Source organism: Micromonospora sp. NPDC049102 (assembly GCF_043197485.1).
Taxonomy (GTDB): Bacteria; Actinomycetota; Actinomycetes; order Mycobacteriales; family Micromonosporaceae; genus Micromonospora.
In genome coordinates this window covers 101,263-115,700 of sequence record NZ_JBICTE010000019.1, presented here as the reverse complement: position 1 = coordinate 115,700, position 14,438 = coordinate 101,263, and the positions used below count along the sequence as shown (strand labels likewise).

13 protein-coding genes and 1 pseudogene are annotated in these 14,438 nt (G+C 69.5%); 4 read left to right on the top strand and 10 right to left on the bottom strand.

The window, feature by feature from the left end; all coding sequences use genetic code 11:
• Positions 1-150 precede the first annotated feature (150 nt).
• Both ACGFH9_RS19425 and ACGFH9_RS19420 read right to left on the bottom strand, forming a co-directional pair.
• The gene (locus ACGFH9_RS19425; RefSeq protein ID WP_393221020.1) at positions 151-1,173 is read right to left on the bottom strand and encodes a hypothetical protein; all 1,023 of its coding nucleotides are present in this window, start codon (positions 1,171-1,173) and stop codon (positions 151-153) included.
• Positions 1,174-1,391: 218 nt separating this feature from the next.
• Positions 1,392-1,538: a hypothetical protein gene (locus ACGFH9_RS19420; protein ID WP_393221017.1), complete on the bottom strand. Its 147-nt coding sequence runs from the start codon at positions 1,536-1,538 to the stop codon at positions 1,392-1,394.
• A 175-nt stretch (positions 1,539-1,713) separates the two neighbouring features.
• On the opposite strand from ACGFH9_RS19420, the gene ACGFH9_RS19415 reads away from it, so the two are divergent.
• Both ACGFH9_RS19415 and ACGFH9_RS19410 read left to right on the top strand, forming a co-directional pair.
• The gene (locus tag ACGFH9_RS19415; RefSeq protein ID WP_393221016.1) at positions 1,714-3,666 is read left to right on the top strand and encodes a DNA/RNA non-specific endonuclease; all 1,953 of its coding nucleotides are present in this window, start codon (positions 1,714-1,716) and stop codon (positions 3,664-3,666) included.
• Between the two features lie 67 nt (positions 3,667-3,733).
• Positions 3,734-4,720, top strand: coding sequence for a hypothetical protein (locus tag ACGFH9_RS19410; RefSeq protein ID WP_393221014.1), 987 nt, complete (start codon positions 3,734-3,736; stop codon positions 4,718-4,720).
• Between the two features lie 198 nt (positions 4,721-4,918).
• Here the strand turns inward: ACGFH9_RS19410 and ACGFH9_RS19405 are convergent, their stop codons facing one another.
• The 5 genes from ACGFH9_RS19405 to ACGFH9_RS19385 form a co-directional block, all read right to left on the bottom strand.
• Positions 4,919-5,332: a hypothetical protein gene (locus ACGFH9_RS19405; RefSeq protein WP_393221011.1), complete on the bottom strand. Its 414-nt coding sequence runs from the start codon at positions 5,330-5,332 to the stop codon at positions 4,919-4,921.
• A 144-nt stretch (positions 5,333-5,476) separates the two neighbouring features.
• Entirely contained in the window at positions 5,477-6,205 is a 729-nt protein-coding gene (locus tag ACGFH9_RS19400) for an anti-sigma factor domain-containing protein (protein WP_393221008.1), read from the bottom strand.
• Positions 6,202-6,828 (bottom strand): sigma-70 family RNA polymerase sigma factor, encoded by a 627-nt coding sequence (locus ACGFH9_RS19395; protein WP_393221005.1) that lies wholly within the window; start codon positions 6,826-6,828, stop codon positions 6,202-6,204. The genes ACGFH9_RS19400 and ACGFH9_RS19395 overlap by 4 nt, the downstream gene beginning before the upstream one ends.
• A 253-nt stretch (positions 6,829-7,081) precedes the next feature.
• Positions 7,082-8,605: a molybdopterin-dependent oxidoreductase gene (locus ACGFH9_RS19390; RefSeq protein WP_393221002.1), complete on the bottom strand. Its 1,524-nt coding sequence runs from the start codon at positions 8,603-8,605 to the stop codon at positions 7,082-7,084.
• 59 nt (positions 8,606-8,664) lie between these two features.
• Positions 8,665-9,294 (bottom strand): fasciclin domain-containing protein, encoded by a 630-nt coding sequence (locus tag ACGFH9_RS19385; RefSeq protein WP_393220999.1) that lies wholly within the window; start codon positions 9,292-9,294, stop codon positions 8,665-8,667.
• A gap of 651 nt (positions 9,295-9,945) precedes the next feature.
• Here ACGFH9_RS19385 and ACGFH9_RS19380 point away from each other — a divergent pair.
• The gene (locus tag ACGFH9_RS19380; protein ID WP_393220996.1) at positions 9,946-10,206 is read left to right on the top strand and encodes a hypothetical protein; all 261 of its coding nucleotides are present in this window, start codon (positions 9,946-9,948) and stop codon (positions 10,204-10,206) included.
• Positions 10,207-11,088: 882 nt separating this feature from the next.
• A pseudogene (locus ACGFH9_RS19375) lies at positions 11,089-11,631 on the top strand (XRE family transcriptional regulator); the annotation flags it as partial.
• 3 nt (positions 11,632-11,634) lie between these two features.
• Here the strand turns inward: ACGFH9_RS19375 and ACGFH9_RS19370 are convergent.
• The 3 genes from ACGFH9_RS19370 to ACGFH9_RS19360 form a co-directional block, all read right to left on the bottom strand.
• The gene (locus tag ACGFH9_RS19370; RefSeq protein WP_393220993.1) at positions 11,635-12,243 is read right to left on the bottom strand and encodes an NUDIX hydrolase; all 609 of its coding nucleotides are present in this window, start codon (positions 12,241-12,243) and stop codon (positions 11,635-11,637) included.
• A gap of 108 nt (positions 12,244-12,351) precedes the next feature.
• Positions 12,352-13,161: a PIG-L deacetylase family protein gene (locus tag ACGFH9_RS19365; protein WP_393220990.1), complete on the bottom strand. Its 810-nt coding sequence runs from the start codon at positions 13,159-13,161 to the stop codon at positions 12,352-12,354.
• A 44-nt stretch (positions 13,162-13,205) separates the two neighbouring features.
• Positions 13,206-14,432, bottom strand: a complete 1,227-nt coding sequence (locus tag ACGFH9_RS19360; protein WP_393220987.1) for a glycosyltransferase family 4 protein — start codon at positions 14,430-14,432, stop codon at positions 13,206-13,208.
• Between the last annotated feature and the right edge of the window lie 6 nt (positions 14,433-14,438).

Below are 14,438 nucleotides of genomic sequence, written 5' to 3'. Positions count from 1 at the left end.
GTCAGAAGGGTGTTGAGGTCGGTCGTCACAAAACTGATCCTCAACACCCTTCGTCTATCTCCACCACCCAGGGTCGTTAGGACTTACTCGTCTAGCGCCCTGCCCGCGTGCGTCTGAAGCTCGCTCGCGAGGATGCCCGATCCATGGATATCAGCAGTTGGTCCAGCGCGCCGGGCGCAGTCGGGAACCGTTGACGGAGCCCACGACGAGGCCGTTGTCGGCGATTCCCCAGCCGAAGGGGTCTTGGACACCGGGGATGGCGCCGCCCAGTGGGACGATCCGGTCGCCGTGGCCGACGGCTCGAGCACCGAGCACCGAGCCCTGACTGTTGACGTCCAGAGTTGACACCAACGCCGGGGGCACGGCGGTCGCCACGCCAGTCCGCAGGTCCCAGCGCACCGGGGCCTTGTCCTCTTCCCCGGGGCCGGTACCGATGCTACCGACCGCCCAGGTCCCCCGGGCCGCGACGATCCCCGCCCACCGGGCGCCGGGGACGGTGAGTCGATCAGTCGTTCCGTCGGGATGGCGTACCCAGCCGAAGCCGCCAGCGCCGCCGATGATGGTGCCGTCGTCGAGGATCTCCGTCGCGCCGGCGTCGTACGGGGCGTCGATCACCTCGACGGTGCCCGGTCGGTCGACCGGCCAGAGCAGCGGCAGGGTTGTCTCGGTCTCCTCAACGACGCCACGTCCGACGATGTCGCCGCGCGAGTTGATCCCAGAGGTGAAGACGTTGGAGGCCCCCGGCAGGACGGGCAGCCACTCCAGCCGCCCGTCGCGGTAGCGCCAGGGGCGGTAGATGTGGTCGACGACGGCGTTGCCAACGGCAACGCCGTTGCGATTGATGCCCTCGACCTCCTCCACCACTGCTGTCTCGACGATGGTGAGGCGCGGCTGGTTCCACGCCCCGGGGCGCGCTCCGGCCCAGAGCAGCAGCCGCGGCCGCCAACCATCGTCATCGACCCCGTAACCGATACCGGCGATGAACTTGCCGGTCGGGTCGACGGCCGTAGCTCGACCATGCATGTCCGTCGGATAGGGCAGGGTTTGTAGCGCACAGGTCGCGACGCTCTGGTGTGTCGACTCGGCCGTGGCGACGCCGGGCAGGCCCAGCGTCGCGATGAGGGCGCCTGCGGTCAGACTCGCCAATGAACGCTTGCCAACAGATCGCATCATCTCTACTCCCATTGACGGTTGGTGGTGATGTGATTACCAAAGCACGCCGACGTCATCACCGGAAGTGGGCCGAATCGGGTGCAGCCGGGGGTCCATGTCGGCCGGTGCTGGCGTTGGCGCGCAATCTCGGTGGCGCAGGCGAGTCCCGATCCGCGACGATCAGGCCGTGTCCATACCCGCCCGTGACGACTGGATTGTGGGGAGAGCCGCCCGCACTATCAGAGCGACCTGTCGCTGGCGCCCGGGTGGAAGGTCGGCGGGTTCGCGAACTGGTCACTGACCGATCCGTACCCGATGGAGTGTGCTGCCTGCGGCACCACGATGACCCTGATCTTCACCGTGGATTCGGGCGACTGGAACGGCATGCATTGCAGCTGGCGCCCGTCCGAGGAGAACCCGAGCGCGTCCCCAGACATCGTTGGCGTGCAGATCGGCCGAGGCTACTTTCGTGAAAGGTCGTCAGGTACCAGACAGCGATCACGAGTGCCTCGCTCTACCGTTGACGTTTCGCGGCTCAGTCGGTCCAACGGGGAGGACATCATGAGCGGGCGGCGGCAGGCCCTTCTGTGCGGCGTCTCGGTGGCCTTGTTAGCGCTCACCGGTTGTACCGGCGGAGGCAAGAAGGCCGAGGTCGGCACCAAGGACGCTTTCACAGCGGCCATAGAAGCGATGCGGCAGGCACCCGCGCTGCAGTACACGTCGGATCTGGGGGGCGTGGCGGTCACCACGCGCGCCACCAGTGCCGGCCAGTCTCTGAGCACGATGGCACTCGGCAGCATCGACGTGCAGAGTTTGAGCATCGGCGGCAAGGCCTATGTCCGCTTCCCGGACGGCTTCGCGGTCCCTGGCACCACCGGCGCGCAGTCGAGTTCGTTGACCGGTAAGTGGCTCACCGGAGGGGCCGCAGCCGGTCCCGCCGCCCAGCAGCCTCTCACGCCCCGGACCCTCGCTGACGCCGTCGACGAACGCCTTCGCGCCGAGGGCACCACTTTTCCGCGTTCAGCTGAGACAACGCCGGTGGAGGGGGTGACGACCTGGAAGGCCACCACCCCTCAGGCCGAAATCTTCGTGAGCACACAGCGTCCGTATCGGTTGGTGCAGATCATGTCGAAGGAGGGGGGTGCCTCACTTCCGTCCTTGCCGAGCCTGCCGGCCTTGCCGACCAGGGGCGCTGATCCCTCAGCGCCCGCTCTGCCGAGTCTGCCGTCGCCGCCGAGCCTGCCGACGCTGCCCGGCATGCCGACGCTGCGGGGCGCTGCGCACACCTCCATCGTTGGGGCCGAAAGTGGTGGTTCGCGACAGGTCAGCTGGCGGCGGATGGCCCCTGCGGCACCGACGTTGCCCGGACGGATCCGCGTGGCCGACATGGGGCAAGCCGAGGTGGATGCCCTGTTCCGCGACCTGACCGGAAAAGCCAAGGAGCTGGAGAGTTCGTTCGACCTGTCCTACCAGTTCACGGCCAAGGGCAACGCCCGCTTCACCGGATGCGGTCCCGGCGCCTGCCGGATAACCGTCACCATCAGCAGCCGCTTCGTGGGCAAGGACCTGCAGACGCCCAAGTCCGCCAGCGCCACCATGACCGTCACGATGACCGGTGATGGCAGACCAGTCGGCGGCTGCGCCACCACAGGCACCCTGCCGGTCAACGCCACTGGCCAACTCAGCTGCACCAACGTGTCCCCCACCTGGACCAGCTGGTACCTGCGGGCCCGTGCTCAGCGCGGCGCGCACGTCTACGCGGCTCAGGCCCAGGTGCTGGCGCGGGCGGTGACACGCGTGCAGGTCCAGCGGATCCTCGATGAGCTGCAGGAGTGGCTCGACGACGCCCGCACCCGCCTGCAGCCGACGCCCACCGCCGCGCCGAGCGCCAGCGCATCGCCCGCACCCGCTACGGTCTCCCCTTCGCCCAGCAGAAGCACATGCGTGAGTTCCCGTCCGCCGGGCGCGCAGGGCAGCGGCGGCGGGTGGATCGTGAACACCACCCAACCGGTGGCCAACCGCAACAAGACCACCACTCCCCCAGGCGGTCCCGGTGCTCGGGCAAGCCAGGCGACTGCCTGCATCACCAGGCCCGCCGCGAAGGGAACCGCCGCTCAGGGAGACATCACCGGCTGGCAGGACGCGCAGTCGTTCGCTGCCAGAAACGGCGGCGGCAGTCTCGCCCGGTGCCACCTCGTCGCCAACGTCCTCGGAGGCAAGGGCATCGCGGCCAACCTGGTCCCCTGCTGGCAGGTGGGCATGAACACCGGCACGCCCAGCATGCGCACGTACGAGCAGACCGCTCAGACAGCGGTGGGACGGTTGAACGCCGGCGAGGCGGTGTACTACGAGGTGACGGCGCAGTACCGCGACGCCACCAGCACCATCCCGACGTCGGTCACCATGAGCGCTACCGTCCAGAAGGCCGACGGCACGACGCAGCCCCTGTTCAGCGGCAGTATGGTGCCCAACAATCGGACGGTCAACGGAGCGGTGGTCAACCTTGGAAACTGACGGTCCCGGGTCATCGACAGCCGGCGCCCCCCGCAGCACCCCGCCACGTCCGGCGGACATCGCGGCGGTGTTCCCGCAACTGGCACCGCTGGCACGCACGACGACACGCCTGCACCCACGTCCCGGCTCACCGTCTGTGCGCGAAAGTTCGGTCGGTGGGCCGCTGCTGTGGCCGGTCACCGAGGCATGGCCGTTCTGCGATGGTCCGCACCAACCGGACGGCCGACCTGCGACGACGGTGCAGGATGTGAGACTGCTGCGGCAGCTCATCACGGCTGCGAACAACCGTCCTGCCGGTGACATGCTGTTCACACCGCAGGAGCAGGAGGTCGTGGATCGTATTGATCGTGGCCGCCCCTGGCCCGACGAGCCGGTGGCGTTGCTGCCCGTCGCCCAGCTCTATCTTCGCGACGTGCCCCATCTCCGTGTGCCCGAGCAGGCGGACATGGTGCAGGTGCTGTGGTGCCCGTTCGACCACCCCGAGCAGCAGATACCTAGGACGGCGCTGTTCTGGCGCTCCTCGACGCGACTCACGGACGTGGTCGTCGTTCCCCCGCAACCCGTTGCGGTCCAACATGAGGGTTACGTGCCGCAACCGTGCCTCGTCCATCCCGAGCAGGTGACGGAGTATCCCGCGCCGCTGGAGCTGAAGCAGGGTCTGCGCGAGCAGGTGGAGCACTGGAGTGCTCGGCAGAAAGCCGACGCTGCCCCGGGAAGCGCGTACGACCAGGCAGAGTCGGCGTTCTACCAGTACGAATTGTCCGTCGCACCGGGCTGGAAGGTCGGCGGCTGGGCGCCCTGGAGCTTCATCGACCCTCAGGCGCTGCCCTGCCAGAGCTGCGGAACACCGCTCGAACCACTGCTGACGATCGCCTCGATCGAGTGGGACGGCAGCAACCACAGCTGGATCCCCTACGAGGACAGAGACGACGCCATGCGGAACGCCCACCCGGACCCGGCGCGGCCGAGCCTGGTATCCATCGCCGGGTTCAACCTGCAGCTCTACGTCTGTCCGGTGTCGCCGGAGCATCCACACGCCGAGTTGCTGCAGTAGCGCGGCCGGACGGAGCGCTGCGTCATCATGGCGACTTGACAGCGGTAGAGGCGCATCCTCGGGTGGGCCGGGTCGACGGCAGGATCATGCCGGTGGGGAGTTTGCGCAACCGTCGCGGTTCAGGATGACCAGAGCCGTGTTCGACGGCGGTCAGCGCGTACTTCGGGGCCAGCCGCGTGCGGTAGGAGCCGGACGCCGCTATGCGACGCCGGGGGTGGGGACACCGGTCCGAACCGCCTCGAGGAAGCCATCAGGTGGCAGGTAGCGATGCTCTTCGACGTAGTGGCCGATCAGCGCCGGCGCGGAGAAGTTCGTTCCGCCCACTCCGGTGAGCCAGATCTCGCCGTTCCCGCGTGCGACATCGGAAGTTCCGGGGAGCCGAGTGTCGACCCCAGTCACGCGCGGCTCGACCGCAGCCGGGCAGAACTGGCAGTAGTGGTAGCCACGCATGAGCCGTACCGGTGTGGCGCCGAGGCTTACCAAGCGATCTCGCACGTCGCGGGGGCAGGCTCCGGTGGTGAAGGGCATGCTCGAATCCAGCCAACCAATGGCGAGAGCGTCCGGGGCGCCCGGGTGGTAGTCGTAGGGCGCCAGGTCAGGGATGTACGTCACGCGTCGATCATCGCAGTCCGGCACGGACCTGACGCGCTCCACGTATATATGCCCATCGACGGCTACGGCGGACTCGTGGTGGCCGCCCTACTGCCTGCCGGCGGGTACCTGACGTTGCCACAGAGGCGCGCGTGCTCACCGTGCTCAGCTCAGCTCGACCGTACCCAGGATTCGTGTGGGAGTGACGGAGCCGCCCAGGGGTTCGTTGGAGACGCCGAAGCTGCCTGCCTCGGCGACCGGACCGACGACCATGGTCGACTCCCGGACGCCCTCTGCCAGTCGTCCCACCTTTCGGGGCTCGCTGCCCCGAATGAGCCACAGCTCGTAGATCCGCCCGGGGCCGGCCTCGGGCAGGTCCCGCAGCAGCACCACACCACGGTCCCGCTCGCGCGAGACCACCACGGTCGCGGCGCCGCCGGGTTGCAGCGACCGCTCGAACACCCGGGCGTCCGGGGCATCCAGGACCACGGCGATCTGCCGCGCCTGATCACTACTGGCCCGCTCGTCGCTGATCCGATCATTGGTCACGGCCCAGGTGGCCGCGCTCGCGCCGCCGGCCACGAGCACGACCGCCGCAGCGGCCGCGGTCAGGCGCCGCCACCTGCCTGCCTGCCCTCTGACGCTGTCTCCTGCGGCAGCGGTACGCACCTGCGGCGTGCGCGCCACCTGCGTGAGGGTGCGCTCCCGTAGAGCCGGCGGCATGCCCTCGACGACCGTGTCGTCGGCGAGCCGTGCCACGGTCTCCCGCAACTCGGCCACCTCCAGACGACACGACTCGCACTCCGCCAGGTGCCGCTCGAACGTCGCCCTCTCAAACTCGTCGACCGCGTTCAGGGCGTACGCGCCGGCGAGGGTGTGGATGTCGGCGCTCATGCCCGTCCCTCCATGTCGATGCCCAGACAGTCACGCATCCGGATCAGTCCGTCGCGCATCCGCGTCTTCACCGTCGGCAGCGGCGTGTCCAGCTTCTCGGCGACCTCACGGTAGGTGTGCCCGCCGTAGTAGGCCAGTGTCACCGCCTCCCGCTGCACCGGCGTCAGGCGGCCCAGACAGCGACGGACCTGTTCCCTCTCCAACCGGGCCGTGACGTCCTCGACGACCTCGTCGTAGGGAACGTGCGTCTCGGACGCGGCGACGCGCCGGGTGCGGTCGCTGTGAGCCTGCTCCGAGCGCACCCGATCCACAGCCCGGCGATGCGCCATCGTCAGGACCCAGGCCGAAGCCGAGCCACGACCGGCCTCGAAGCGCCCAGCGGTACGCCACACCTCGACCATCACCTCCTGCGTCACCTCCTCGGCCTGCGCCGGGTCACGCAGGACCCGGCGGGCCAGCCCGAGGACCCGGCCGGCCACGGTGTCGTACAGCGCCGCGAACGCCGCCTCGTCACCCCGCGCCACCCGAGAGAGCAGTTCGTCAGGACTCGGCGGTGTGACGGTGTCCGGCGGCACCGACCGCAACCGCCGCGCGTGTTCCGGGTCACCGCTCATCCTCGACATGTCCTCTCCTGTGCTGGCGGCCGTTCAGCCTGCCGCCGCATGCTCGAATGCTTGGCGACGTGCGCGTGAGCGAGGCGCGGGTAGACGATGACATTGTCGCGGCAGTGCACTCCACGTCTCCGTTCCGCCTGCATACGGCGTTGATACTCGGGTGCGGTCGTGAGGGATTCGTGGCGTGGCGGCCGCTGGACTGGTGCCGGACGAGGTTTTTTCGACTATGTCGCCGACGGCCCGCCGGACGGCAGGCACCCGGTCAGGTGATCGTGACGGTGGTGCTGTGCCAGCCGGTCGCGCCGTCGGGGAAGGGCGCGGCCCGTTCGTCGGTCTGGGTCGCACCGCTGGCATCGGTGGCCCGTACACGCACCGTGTGGCTGCCGGGGGTGGCGTCCCAGCGGTAGGTCCACTGCCGCCACAGGTCCGGCGATGGACCGTCGGCGAGCAGTGCCCGCTGCCACGGCCCGTCGTCGACCTGCACCTCGACGGCGGTGATCCCCCGCCGTTGCGCCCAGGCGACCCCGGCGATCATGACGGGTCCGGCGCGGCGTTGGGCGAAGGGTTGCGGGGTGTCGATGCGTGATGCGGTCTTGACGGGCGCGTCGGCGGCCCAGCCGCGCTGCACCCAGTAAGGGTCGAACGCGTCGAACGTGGTCACCTTCATCGAGGTGAGCCATTTGCAGGCGCCCACATAGCCGTAGAGGCCAGGCACGAGCATGCGGGCAGGGAAGCCGTGTTCCAGCGGCAGAGGTTCGCCGTTCATGGCCACGGCCACCATCGCGTCGCGCCCGTCGAGGATCGCCTGGAGCGGAGTGCCGATGGTCATACCCTCCACCGAGCGGCTGACCAGCTGGTTCTGCCCGGCGTGGATGCCCGCCTCGTGCAGTAGCGGGGCGAGGGGGACGCCGACCCAGCGGGCGGTGCCGATGTAGGGACCACCGACCTCGTTCGAGACACAGTTGAGGGTGATGTCACGCTCGACGAGGCCACGGGCGAGAAGTTCCTCGAAACTCCAGCTACGAGGACGGTCGACCGCCCCGTCGAGGGTCAATCGCCAGGTCTTCACGTCGACCTGCGGGACGGTGAGAGCCGTGTCGACCCGGTAGAAGTCCCGGTTGCGGGTGAGGAACGCCGAGACTCCGTCGACGCCGGCGGAGACAGCCGCGGGTAGCGGCGGCGCGGGTCGCACGGGCGGCGGAATACGAACGGCGGCACGGGAACGGTCACCGAGCGCGCTGCCGCGACCGACAGCCTCGCCGATCACGGCCGTGGAACCGGCGCTCAGCGTTGCCCCTGCCGCCGTGACCAGGAACTGACGGCGGTTAAGCAGCCTCGGCCGGCTCGACGCGCCCACCCGGACCGTTCGGGCGGCGCGCACCAACACCAGCATCGCGGCCGACCCGACACCCGCACCTGCCAGCACCGGCAGGACGTCCGGGGGCGTCGCACCCGGACGGGACAGAACGGCGGCCACGCCGACGGCAGCGAACACGGCGAGGCCGGCCAGACCGTAGCGTCGTCGTCGAACCGCCGCCGCGCCGAGCAGAACCGCGGCCAGGACCAGCAGCGCGTAGACGCCGACGAGGAGAGCGATCTTGTCGTGGGCGCCAAAGGTGCGGATGGCGAACGCCTTGATGGGCTGCGGTGCCAGGTCGATGGCGACACCGCCGACTGCCAGCACCGGATCGGCGACGGGGGCGACCAGCGCCGCGAGGAGATGCGCCACGGCGAGGGTCACTCCGGCGGTCAGCACGCCGACGACGGGGGCGCGGAGGGCGGTCATGCTGGGGGACGGCCCCGACCGGCGGGTCGCCGGCCGGGGCTCGATGTCGGTCGGCGCCATCAGCTCTTGGGCATCAGAACGGTGTCGACGATGTACACGGTGGCGTTGGCCGTCGAGACGTTCCCGCAGACGACCATCGAGGTGCCGTTGACGGTGAACGACGAGCCACTGCCGGTCACCTCCAGGTCGCCGCCCTGCAACGTCTTGTGGGTGCCCGCCAGGGTGTCCGGCGACAACTGGGTCGGCACCACGTGGTAGGTCAGCACCTTCTTCAGCATGGCGTCGTCGGCCAGGACCTTGTCCAGGTCCGCCTTCGGGATCTTGGCGAACGCGTCATTGGTCGGCGCGAACACCGTGACGCCCTGCGCGCCGTTGAGGGAGTCGACCAGGTTGGCCTTCTTCACGGCAGTCACGAGGGTCGACAGCAGCGGGTTGCCGGACGCGGCGGTGGCCACCGGCACCTTCGCCATCGCGTCGAAACTACCCGGGTTGGACGGATCCGTCGGTACGGCGGCGCATCCCGAGCCGAACTGACCCGACATCATCATCGACGGCGATGCCGATGCCATCGGCGCGCTGGCCGACGTGCTCGGCGCGCCGCTGGCACCGTCGTCGCTGTCGGTGCCGCCGCAGGCGGACAGGGCCAGCACTGCGATCACGCCAACCGAGGCAAAAAGGCGTCGCTTCATCCGAACTCCTCAAATGCTTGTACTTCACTGCTGTTGTCATGAGGCATTCGAGGCCGAACTGGAGACGGATGGGCGCAAGGTGGAACGAATTCGGCGCACGCGACGGCTGCGGTGTCGGAGGCACACGGTGGGCCTCGCCGCTGGACAGGGGCCACGCCCTCGACGAAGGTGCGTACCCCCGTCAGTCGTGCCGTAAAGGTCTACCGGCCGGCGCGCAGGTTCCCAAGGACCTGCACAGCCTCGGCGCCGACCTGCGCCGGACAGCCCCCGCCGACGACAACGACCTCGACGCGCGCCTCGACTGCGCGACCGCGTCGACGTCCTCATCCCGCACGGCACCGAGAAGACCACCTTCAGCACCACCCGGCTGTTCGCCGTGACCTACCCCGAAGCCGTCAAGGTCGCCGCGCCCGTCGGGTCGCTGCACTGGCGGCGCCTCGCCGCCGGCGGACCCGACGGCCAACTACGGTTCGCCGCAGAGATCCGGCGGCGGCTCGGCGACCCGGGCTACCGGCCCCGAAGGTCACCGACCGCGCCCGCGACAGCAACGCCCGCAGCGCCACCTGGTTCGCACGCACCCGCCGCGGCGGCCGGGCCATGCTCTATCACCGCCACCTCACCGCAGTGCTGGCCCGCGACTGGTCTGTCCCCATGACCACCTTCTCGGCCACCGTCACCGCCAGCGCGACCACCCGCAAATTCCGCGACGAAGCAGTCCGGAACACCTCCGTCGCGACCCTCACCGAACTCGCAAAGGCCGAGTATCTGCGGCCCCGGGCGGCCCCGTCGGACTACCTCGACACCGCAGTCACACCGACCCCCTGGCCAATTCGCACCGGCCCCAAAATCAGCGCCGGTCGACTCGCACTGGGCAAAGAACGCACCAGCCTCGGAATGCCGATCCCGCGGTAACCGGCCCTCGCCGCCGGCGACGGGCATTCACGACTTGGCCACCGAGGACACCGACAACCCGCAAGCGCGGCACCGGGGAACTACGGGGTGATCAGGTCTAGGCGCTGGAGCTCAGGTAGGCGCGAGCCATCGGGTCACTGTGTCGGTGAAGACCACCTGACAGGGAAGACCTCGTAGGTCTCCTGCGCTTGCATCCAGGCCGCGGGCCCGAGCCAGCTCGGCCAACCACGACCAAGGATGTTCCTCTCCGGGCTCTTCGGCGTCGTCGGGAAGCACGGCGTTCAACACGTACTGGGTGATGCTGTCCCGAGTCTCGACGAGCGGAACGACGCCACCCGGGACGCCGGTTGATCTAGCAGTGACAGTGAACCCACGTTCAGCGTGCAGGAGCACGCGCCGACCGTCCTCCAGCACCGCGAACTCACTGACCGTGAAGCTCCGGGTACTTGCATCCTCGGGGTACGCCCCTCGGAGATCGCAGCTGGCAACCAGGCCAACGATACGACCGGGCTCGACCGGGGGAAGATTTTCGGGAGCACGGTAGGCGCCCGGGTACGGGCGCCAACCGGCTTGCCCGCTGCTCACTGCCTGACTCCCGATATTCCCGTGATCGTTCCTGCTGTACCTAACTAAACCGTGTCACCTGATCACCGGTTACGGGCGTCACCGGGACGGCGCAGCTAACCATCAGGGGCTACACGCGCGGTTCACGGCACCCCCGAAGTACAGCCCAGACGGGTCGGCGACACCGATCAGATCGACATCAGCAACACCCCTCCAGCCGACGGTCGTGCTGCTTGAACAGCTGATCCTCGCATTAGGTCTGCGTCCGGATCCGCCTCCAGCGAGGTAGTCGCCCGAGCCCGAGGCAACCGTCACCCACTGGCAACCGCCCACGCCGCTGGCCGGACGGCCCGACGCGCCGGGATCCCCGTCCTTACCGCCGAAGCCCACGTCATGGAAGCCCACGCCCTTGCCAAGGCCAACGACGAACGGGCGTGCGCCTCCGCCCTGCACCATGCAGAGCAAGCCCTAGACCGGGCCGACCGCAGCAGCGACCCTCAATGGCTCAGCTACTTCGACGAGGCGTACCTGTCGGCCAAGTTCGGCCACTGCTTCCACGCCCTCGGCCGCAACACCCACGCCGAGCGCTTCGCCGCCCGATCGCTGCGCATGGACAACCGATACGTCCGAGGCAAAGCCTTCAACCTCGCCCTACTCGCCAGCGTCCACGCCCAACAGAGCCAACCCGACCGGGCCTGTGCCATCGGCGCGGAAGCCCTGACCCTGGCCGCCCAGCTACGTTCTGCCAGAGCCGTCCGCTACCTCCGCGACCTGCAAACCCAACTTGCCCCATACCGGCGACTACCCGCCGTCCGGCACTTCACCGGCCGCATCGACGCCACCCTGGGCCGGCGGCGCTGACCCCTACAGCTCTCCCCTGGCCTTACGCGCGACCAGCTCCAGCACCGCGATCACCGTGCCGGCACCGACGATCTCACCTCGAGACACCAGCTCGTACGCCTCGTCGAGCGGAATCCAGGCGACCTGCTCGGCCTCGTTCACGTCCACGGGCGCGTCGATGTGCTCAGCCTGCCGGGCCAGGAACAGCAGGTTCTCGGCGTCGGCAGTGCCGACCCAGGGTTGGAAGGACAACAGCGGCTCGACCTCATGGGGCCGCCAGCCGGTCTCCTCCTCAACCTCCCGCACCGCACACCGCGCCGGGTGCTCCTCGTCGTCGACGTAGCCACCGGGCAACTCCCACACCCACCGATCGAACACGAACCGGTGGCGCCGCATCAACAACAGGCGCTCCCGATCATCGAGTACGGCCACCATGGCCGACCGGGGAGCCCGGATCACGTACTGCTCGAAACGAACCCCGTCCGGCAACTCCACCTCGGCAATACTCAGCCGCGCCCGGCGGGAGTCGTCGACCACTCGCTCGCCGTGCACGGTCCAGCGGGTCAACTCCGTCGCCTGATCCTGCTCCTTCACACCGCCAGTATCCGCGCCGAACCTCACCACGCACCGCATGCCCGGTAGGGCAAGAGCTGCACGCCGCTGACCGCATCGTGTCTAGCGGTGCCTACCCTGCACCCTCTCGCGAGGTAGCTGGTCACGCATTGCCAGCAAACTGCCCTGCTAGACGCTCCGGCGCGGGATCTCGGGGACGACCAGGGCAGGTGACACCGCGCCGATCAACCGGAGACGGTCCATCGTCCCGCGTAACGCCTCGACCGCGCCCGGCAGGCCCAACCTGGCGGCCTCCTCTGCGGCGAGGTTGCGCAGCAGCGGAGCCACCCCGATCTGACCGAACTGGAACCCGAGTTGGCTGTGATAGCTGGCGGCGGCCGTCACCTTTCGGGCCAGGTGATCGCTGATGTCGGCGCCCGCCTCGACACCGTCGGGCACGCCGCGCCACGGTGACGCAGCCGGTTGGCGGCTGACGTACGGCACGTCCCGCCACCACAGGCCGTCCGGCGCGAGCGCGGCGACCGTCTCGCTGACGATGCGATGATCGGCGTGATCGCCGAGGGCCTGCGGCGCGAGAATCACGTCGGCGTCCGCCAGATGTGGACGCAGCGCTGGTACGAGAGCCGCCGCGACCCGGTCGTCGCCTCGTACACCGGCGAAGAGCGCGGCGGGGTCGGGATAACCGCGGTGCGGCGCCTCGGGCAGTGGCAGGTGTACCGGCTGCGCCCCGAGCACCGCGCAGGCTGCTTCGTCCTCCGCCCGGCGCAGCGCCATGTAGTCGACGTCGGCCGCGATCCCCTTGTCGAGTTGGCAGGCCAGGGCGAACGGTGACGGGTCGGGCACGCTGGCGGTGAAGCAGGTGACCACCCGTACCGTCCAACCCGCCGCAGCCAGTGCCGCGAGGGTGCCGCCGACGGAGAACACCGCGTCGTCCAGATGCGGGCTGACCGCCACCGCGACCCCGGGACCCGCCGTCACCGGTGGCCCGTCGTCCGGAACGGCGGAGGGTTGTCGACTCGCGCTCACAGCAGGTGGGGTGCCGCGCGGAAGCGACAGGTCGAGTCGACCGGCGGGTCGGGTATCTCCGGTACGGACGCGGCCAGCCCGTCGTAGACGGCGGTGATCCGACCAGCGATCACCGGCCAACTCCACTGCTGCTCGACGTCACTGCGGGCCTGGCCGGCGAGCCGACGGCGCAGCGCCGCGTCGTCGAGCAGACGGCGGACGGCGCCCGCCAGTGCCGCCGGATCACCGGCCGGCACCAGCAGACCGTTCTCCTCCGGGCGCACGCAGTCGCGCACGCCGACCACGTCGGTGGAGATGACCGGCAGGCCGCTGGCCATCGCCTCGAGGATGGTGTTGGAGAAACCCTCGGCGTAGGTGGGGCTGACGAAGATCTCCCCCCGCGCGTACACCTCGTGGGCCCGCTCGTACGGCACCGCACCGAGCAGTTCGACGGTGTCGAGGAGGCCCAACTCCGTGATCCGGGTCTCGACAGCGCCCAGGTCCGGGCCGATACCCGAGAGCAGCAGACGCACCGGAACCGCCTCCGCGCGAAGCTTGGCGACCGCGTCGAGCAGGTCGAGCACGCCCTTCCGCGCGTCGACCCGACCGTGGTAGAGCAGCACCGCCGGGTCGGAGACCCGACCGGGAGACGCGACCGGCACGAATCGTTCGGTGTCGGTCGCGCCGGGAACGACGGTGAAACGGGTCGGGTCGAGCTCGTGCCGCTGGCTGACCTCGGCGGCGAACGACGGTGATCCGATCAGCAGTGCCGGCGCGTGGGCGAAGACCGCCCGCACCAGGTGACGGTGGGTGGTACAGCAGGTGCCGACCCAGTGGCCGTCGCCGCCCTGCACGGAGACCACGGCGGGTAGCCCGGCCGCCCGTGCCGCACGGAGCACCGCAAGCCCGTTGGGGTACGCGTACTGCGCGTGCAGCACGTCGAAGGGTCGGCGGGCGTGCAGCCGGAGCACGGTGTCGGTCATCTCCGTGACGTCCGCCTCGAAGTCCGCTGGCTCGCCCCGACCCACCGCCTGTTCGCCGCGCGCCTCCAGAGCGTGCACCTCGACGCCGGCGGGCACCCGGTCCGAGGGGGGTGGGCCTCCGCCGTACACGGCGCGACCTGCGGCGTCGCCCCGGTACTGGGACACCAGGGTGGGCTCGTGACCGGCACGGACCAGGTGCGCCAGCAGGTTCTCGGCGTACGCGCTCATCCCGGAGACCGCCGGCCAGTACCGTCGCGACACGAAGCA

What these genes read in the sequence shown, in the direction of transcription:
- ACGFH9_RS19425 (WP_393221020.1), bottom strand. Translation starts at nt 1,173, where the DNA reads ATGATGCGATCTGTTGGCAAGCGTTCATTGGCGAGTCTGACCGCAGGC.
- ACGFH9_RS19420 (WP_393221017.1), bottom strand. Translation starts at nt 1,538, where the DNA reads ATGCCGTTCCAGTCGCCCGAATCCACGGTGAAGATCAGGGTCATCGTG.
- ACGFH9_RS19415 (WP_393221016.1), top strand. Translation starts at nt 1,714, where the DNA reads ATGAGCGGGCGGCGGCAGGCCCTTCTGTGCGGCGTCTCGGTGGCCTTG.
- ACGFH9_RS19400 (WP_393221008.1), bottom strand. Translation starts at nt 6,205, where the DNA reads ATGAGCGCCGACATCCACACCCTCGCCGGCGCGTACGCCCTGAACGCG.
- ACGFH9_RS19395 (WP_393221005.1), bottom strand. Translation starts at nt 6,828, where the DNA reads ATGTCGAGGATGAGCGGTGACCCGGAACACGCGCGGCGGTTGCGGTCG.
- ACGFH9_RS19390 (WP_393221002.1), bottom strand. Translation starts at nt 8,605, where the DNA reads ATGACCGCCCTCCGCGCCCCCGTCGTCGGCGTGCTGACCGCCGGAGTG.
- ACGFH9_RS19385 (WP_393220999.1), bottom strand. Translation starts at nt 9,294, where the DNA reads ATGAAGCGACGCCTTTTTGCCTCGGTTGGCGTGATCGCAGTGCTGGCC.
- ACGFH9_RS19380 (WP_393220996.1), top strand. Translation starts at nt 9,946, where the DNA reads ATGACCACCTTCTCGGCCACCGTCACCGCCAGCGCGACCACCCGCAAA.
- ACGFH9_RS19370 (WP_393220993.1), bottom strand. Translation starts at nt 12,243, where the DNA reads ATGCGGTGCGTGGTGAGGTTCGGCGCGGATACTGGCGGTGTGAAGGAG.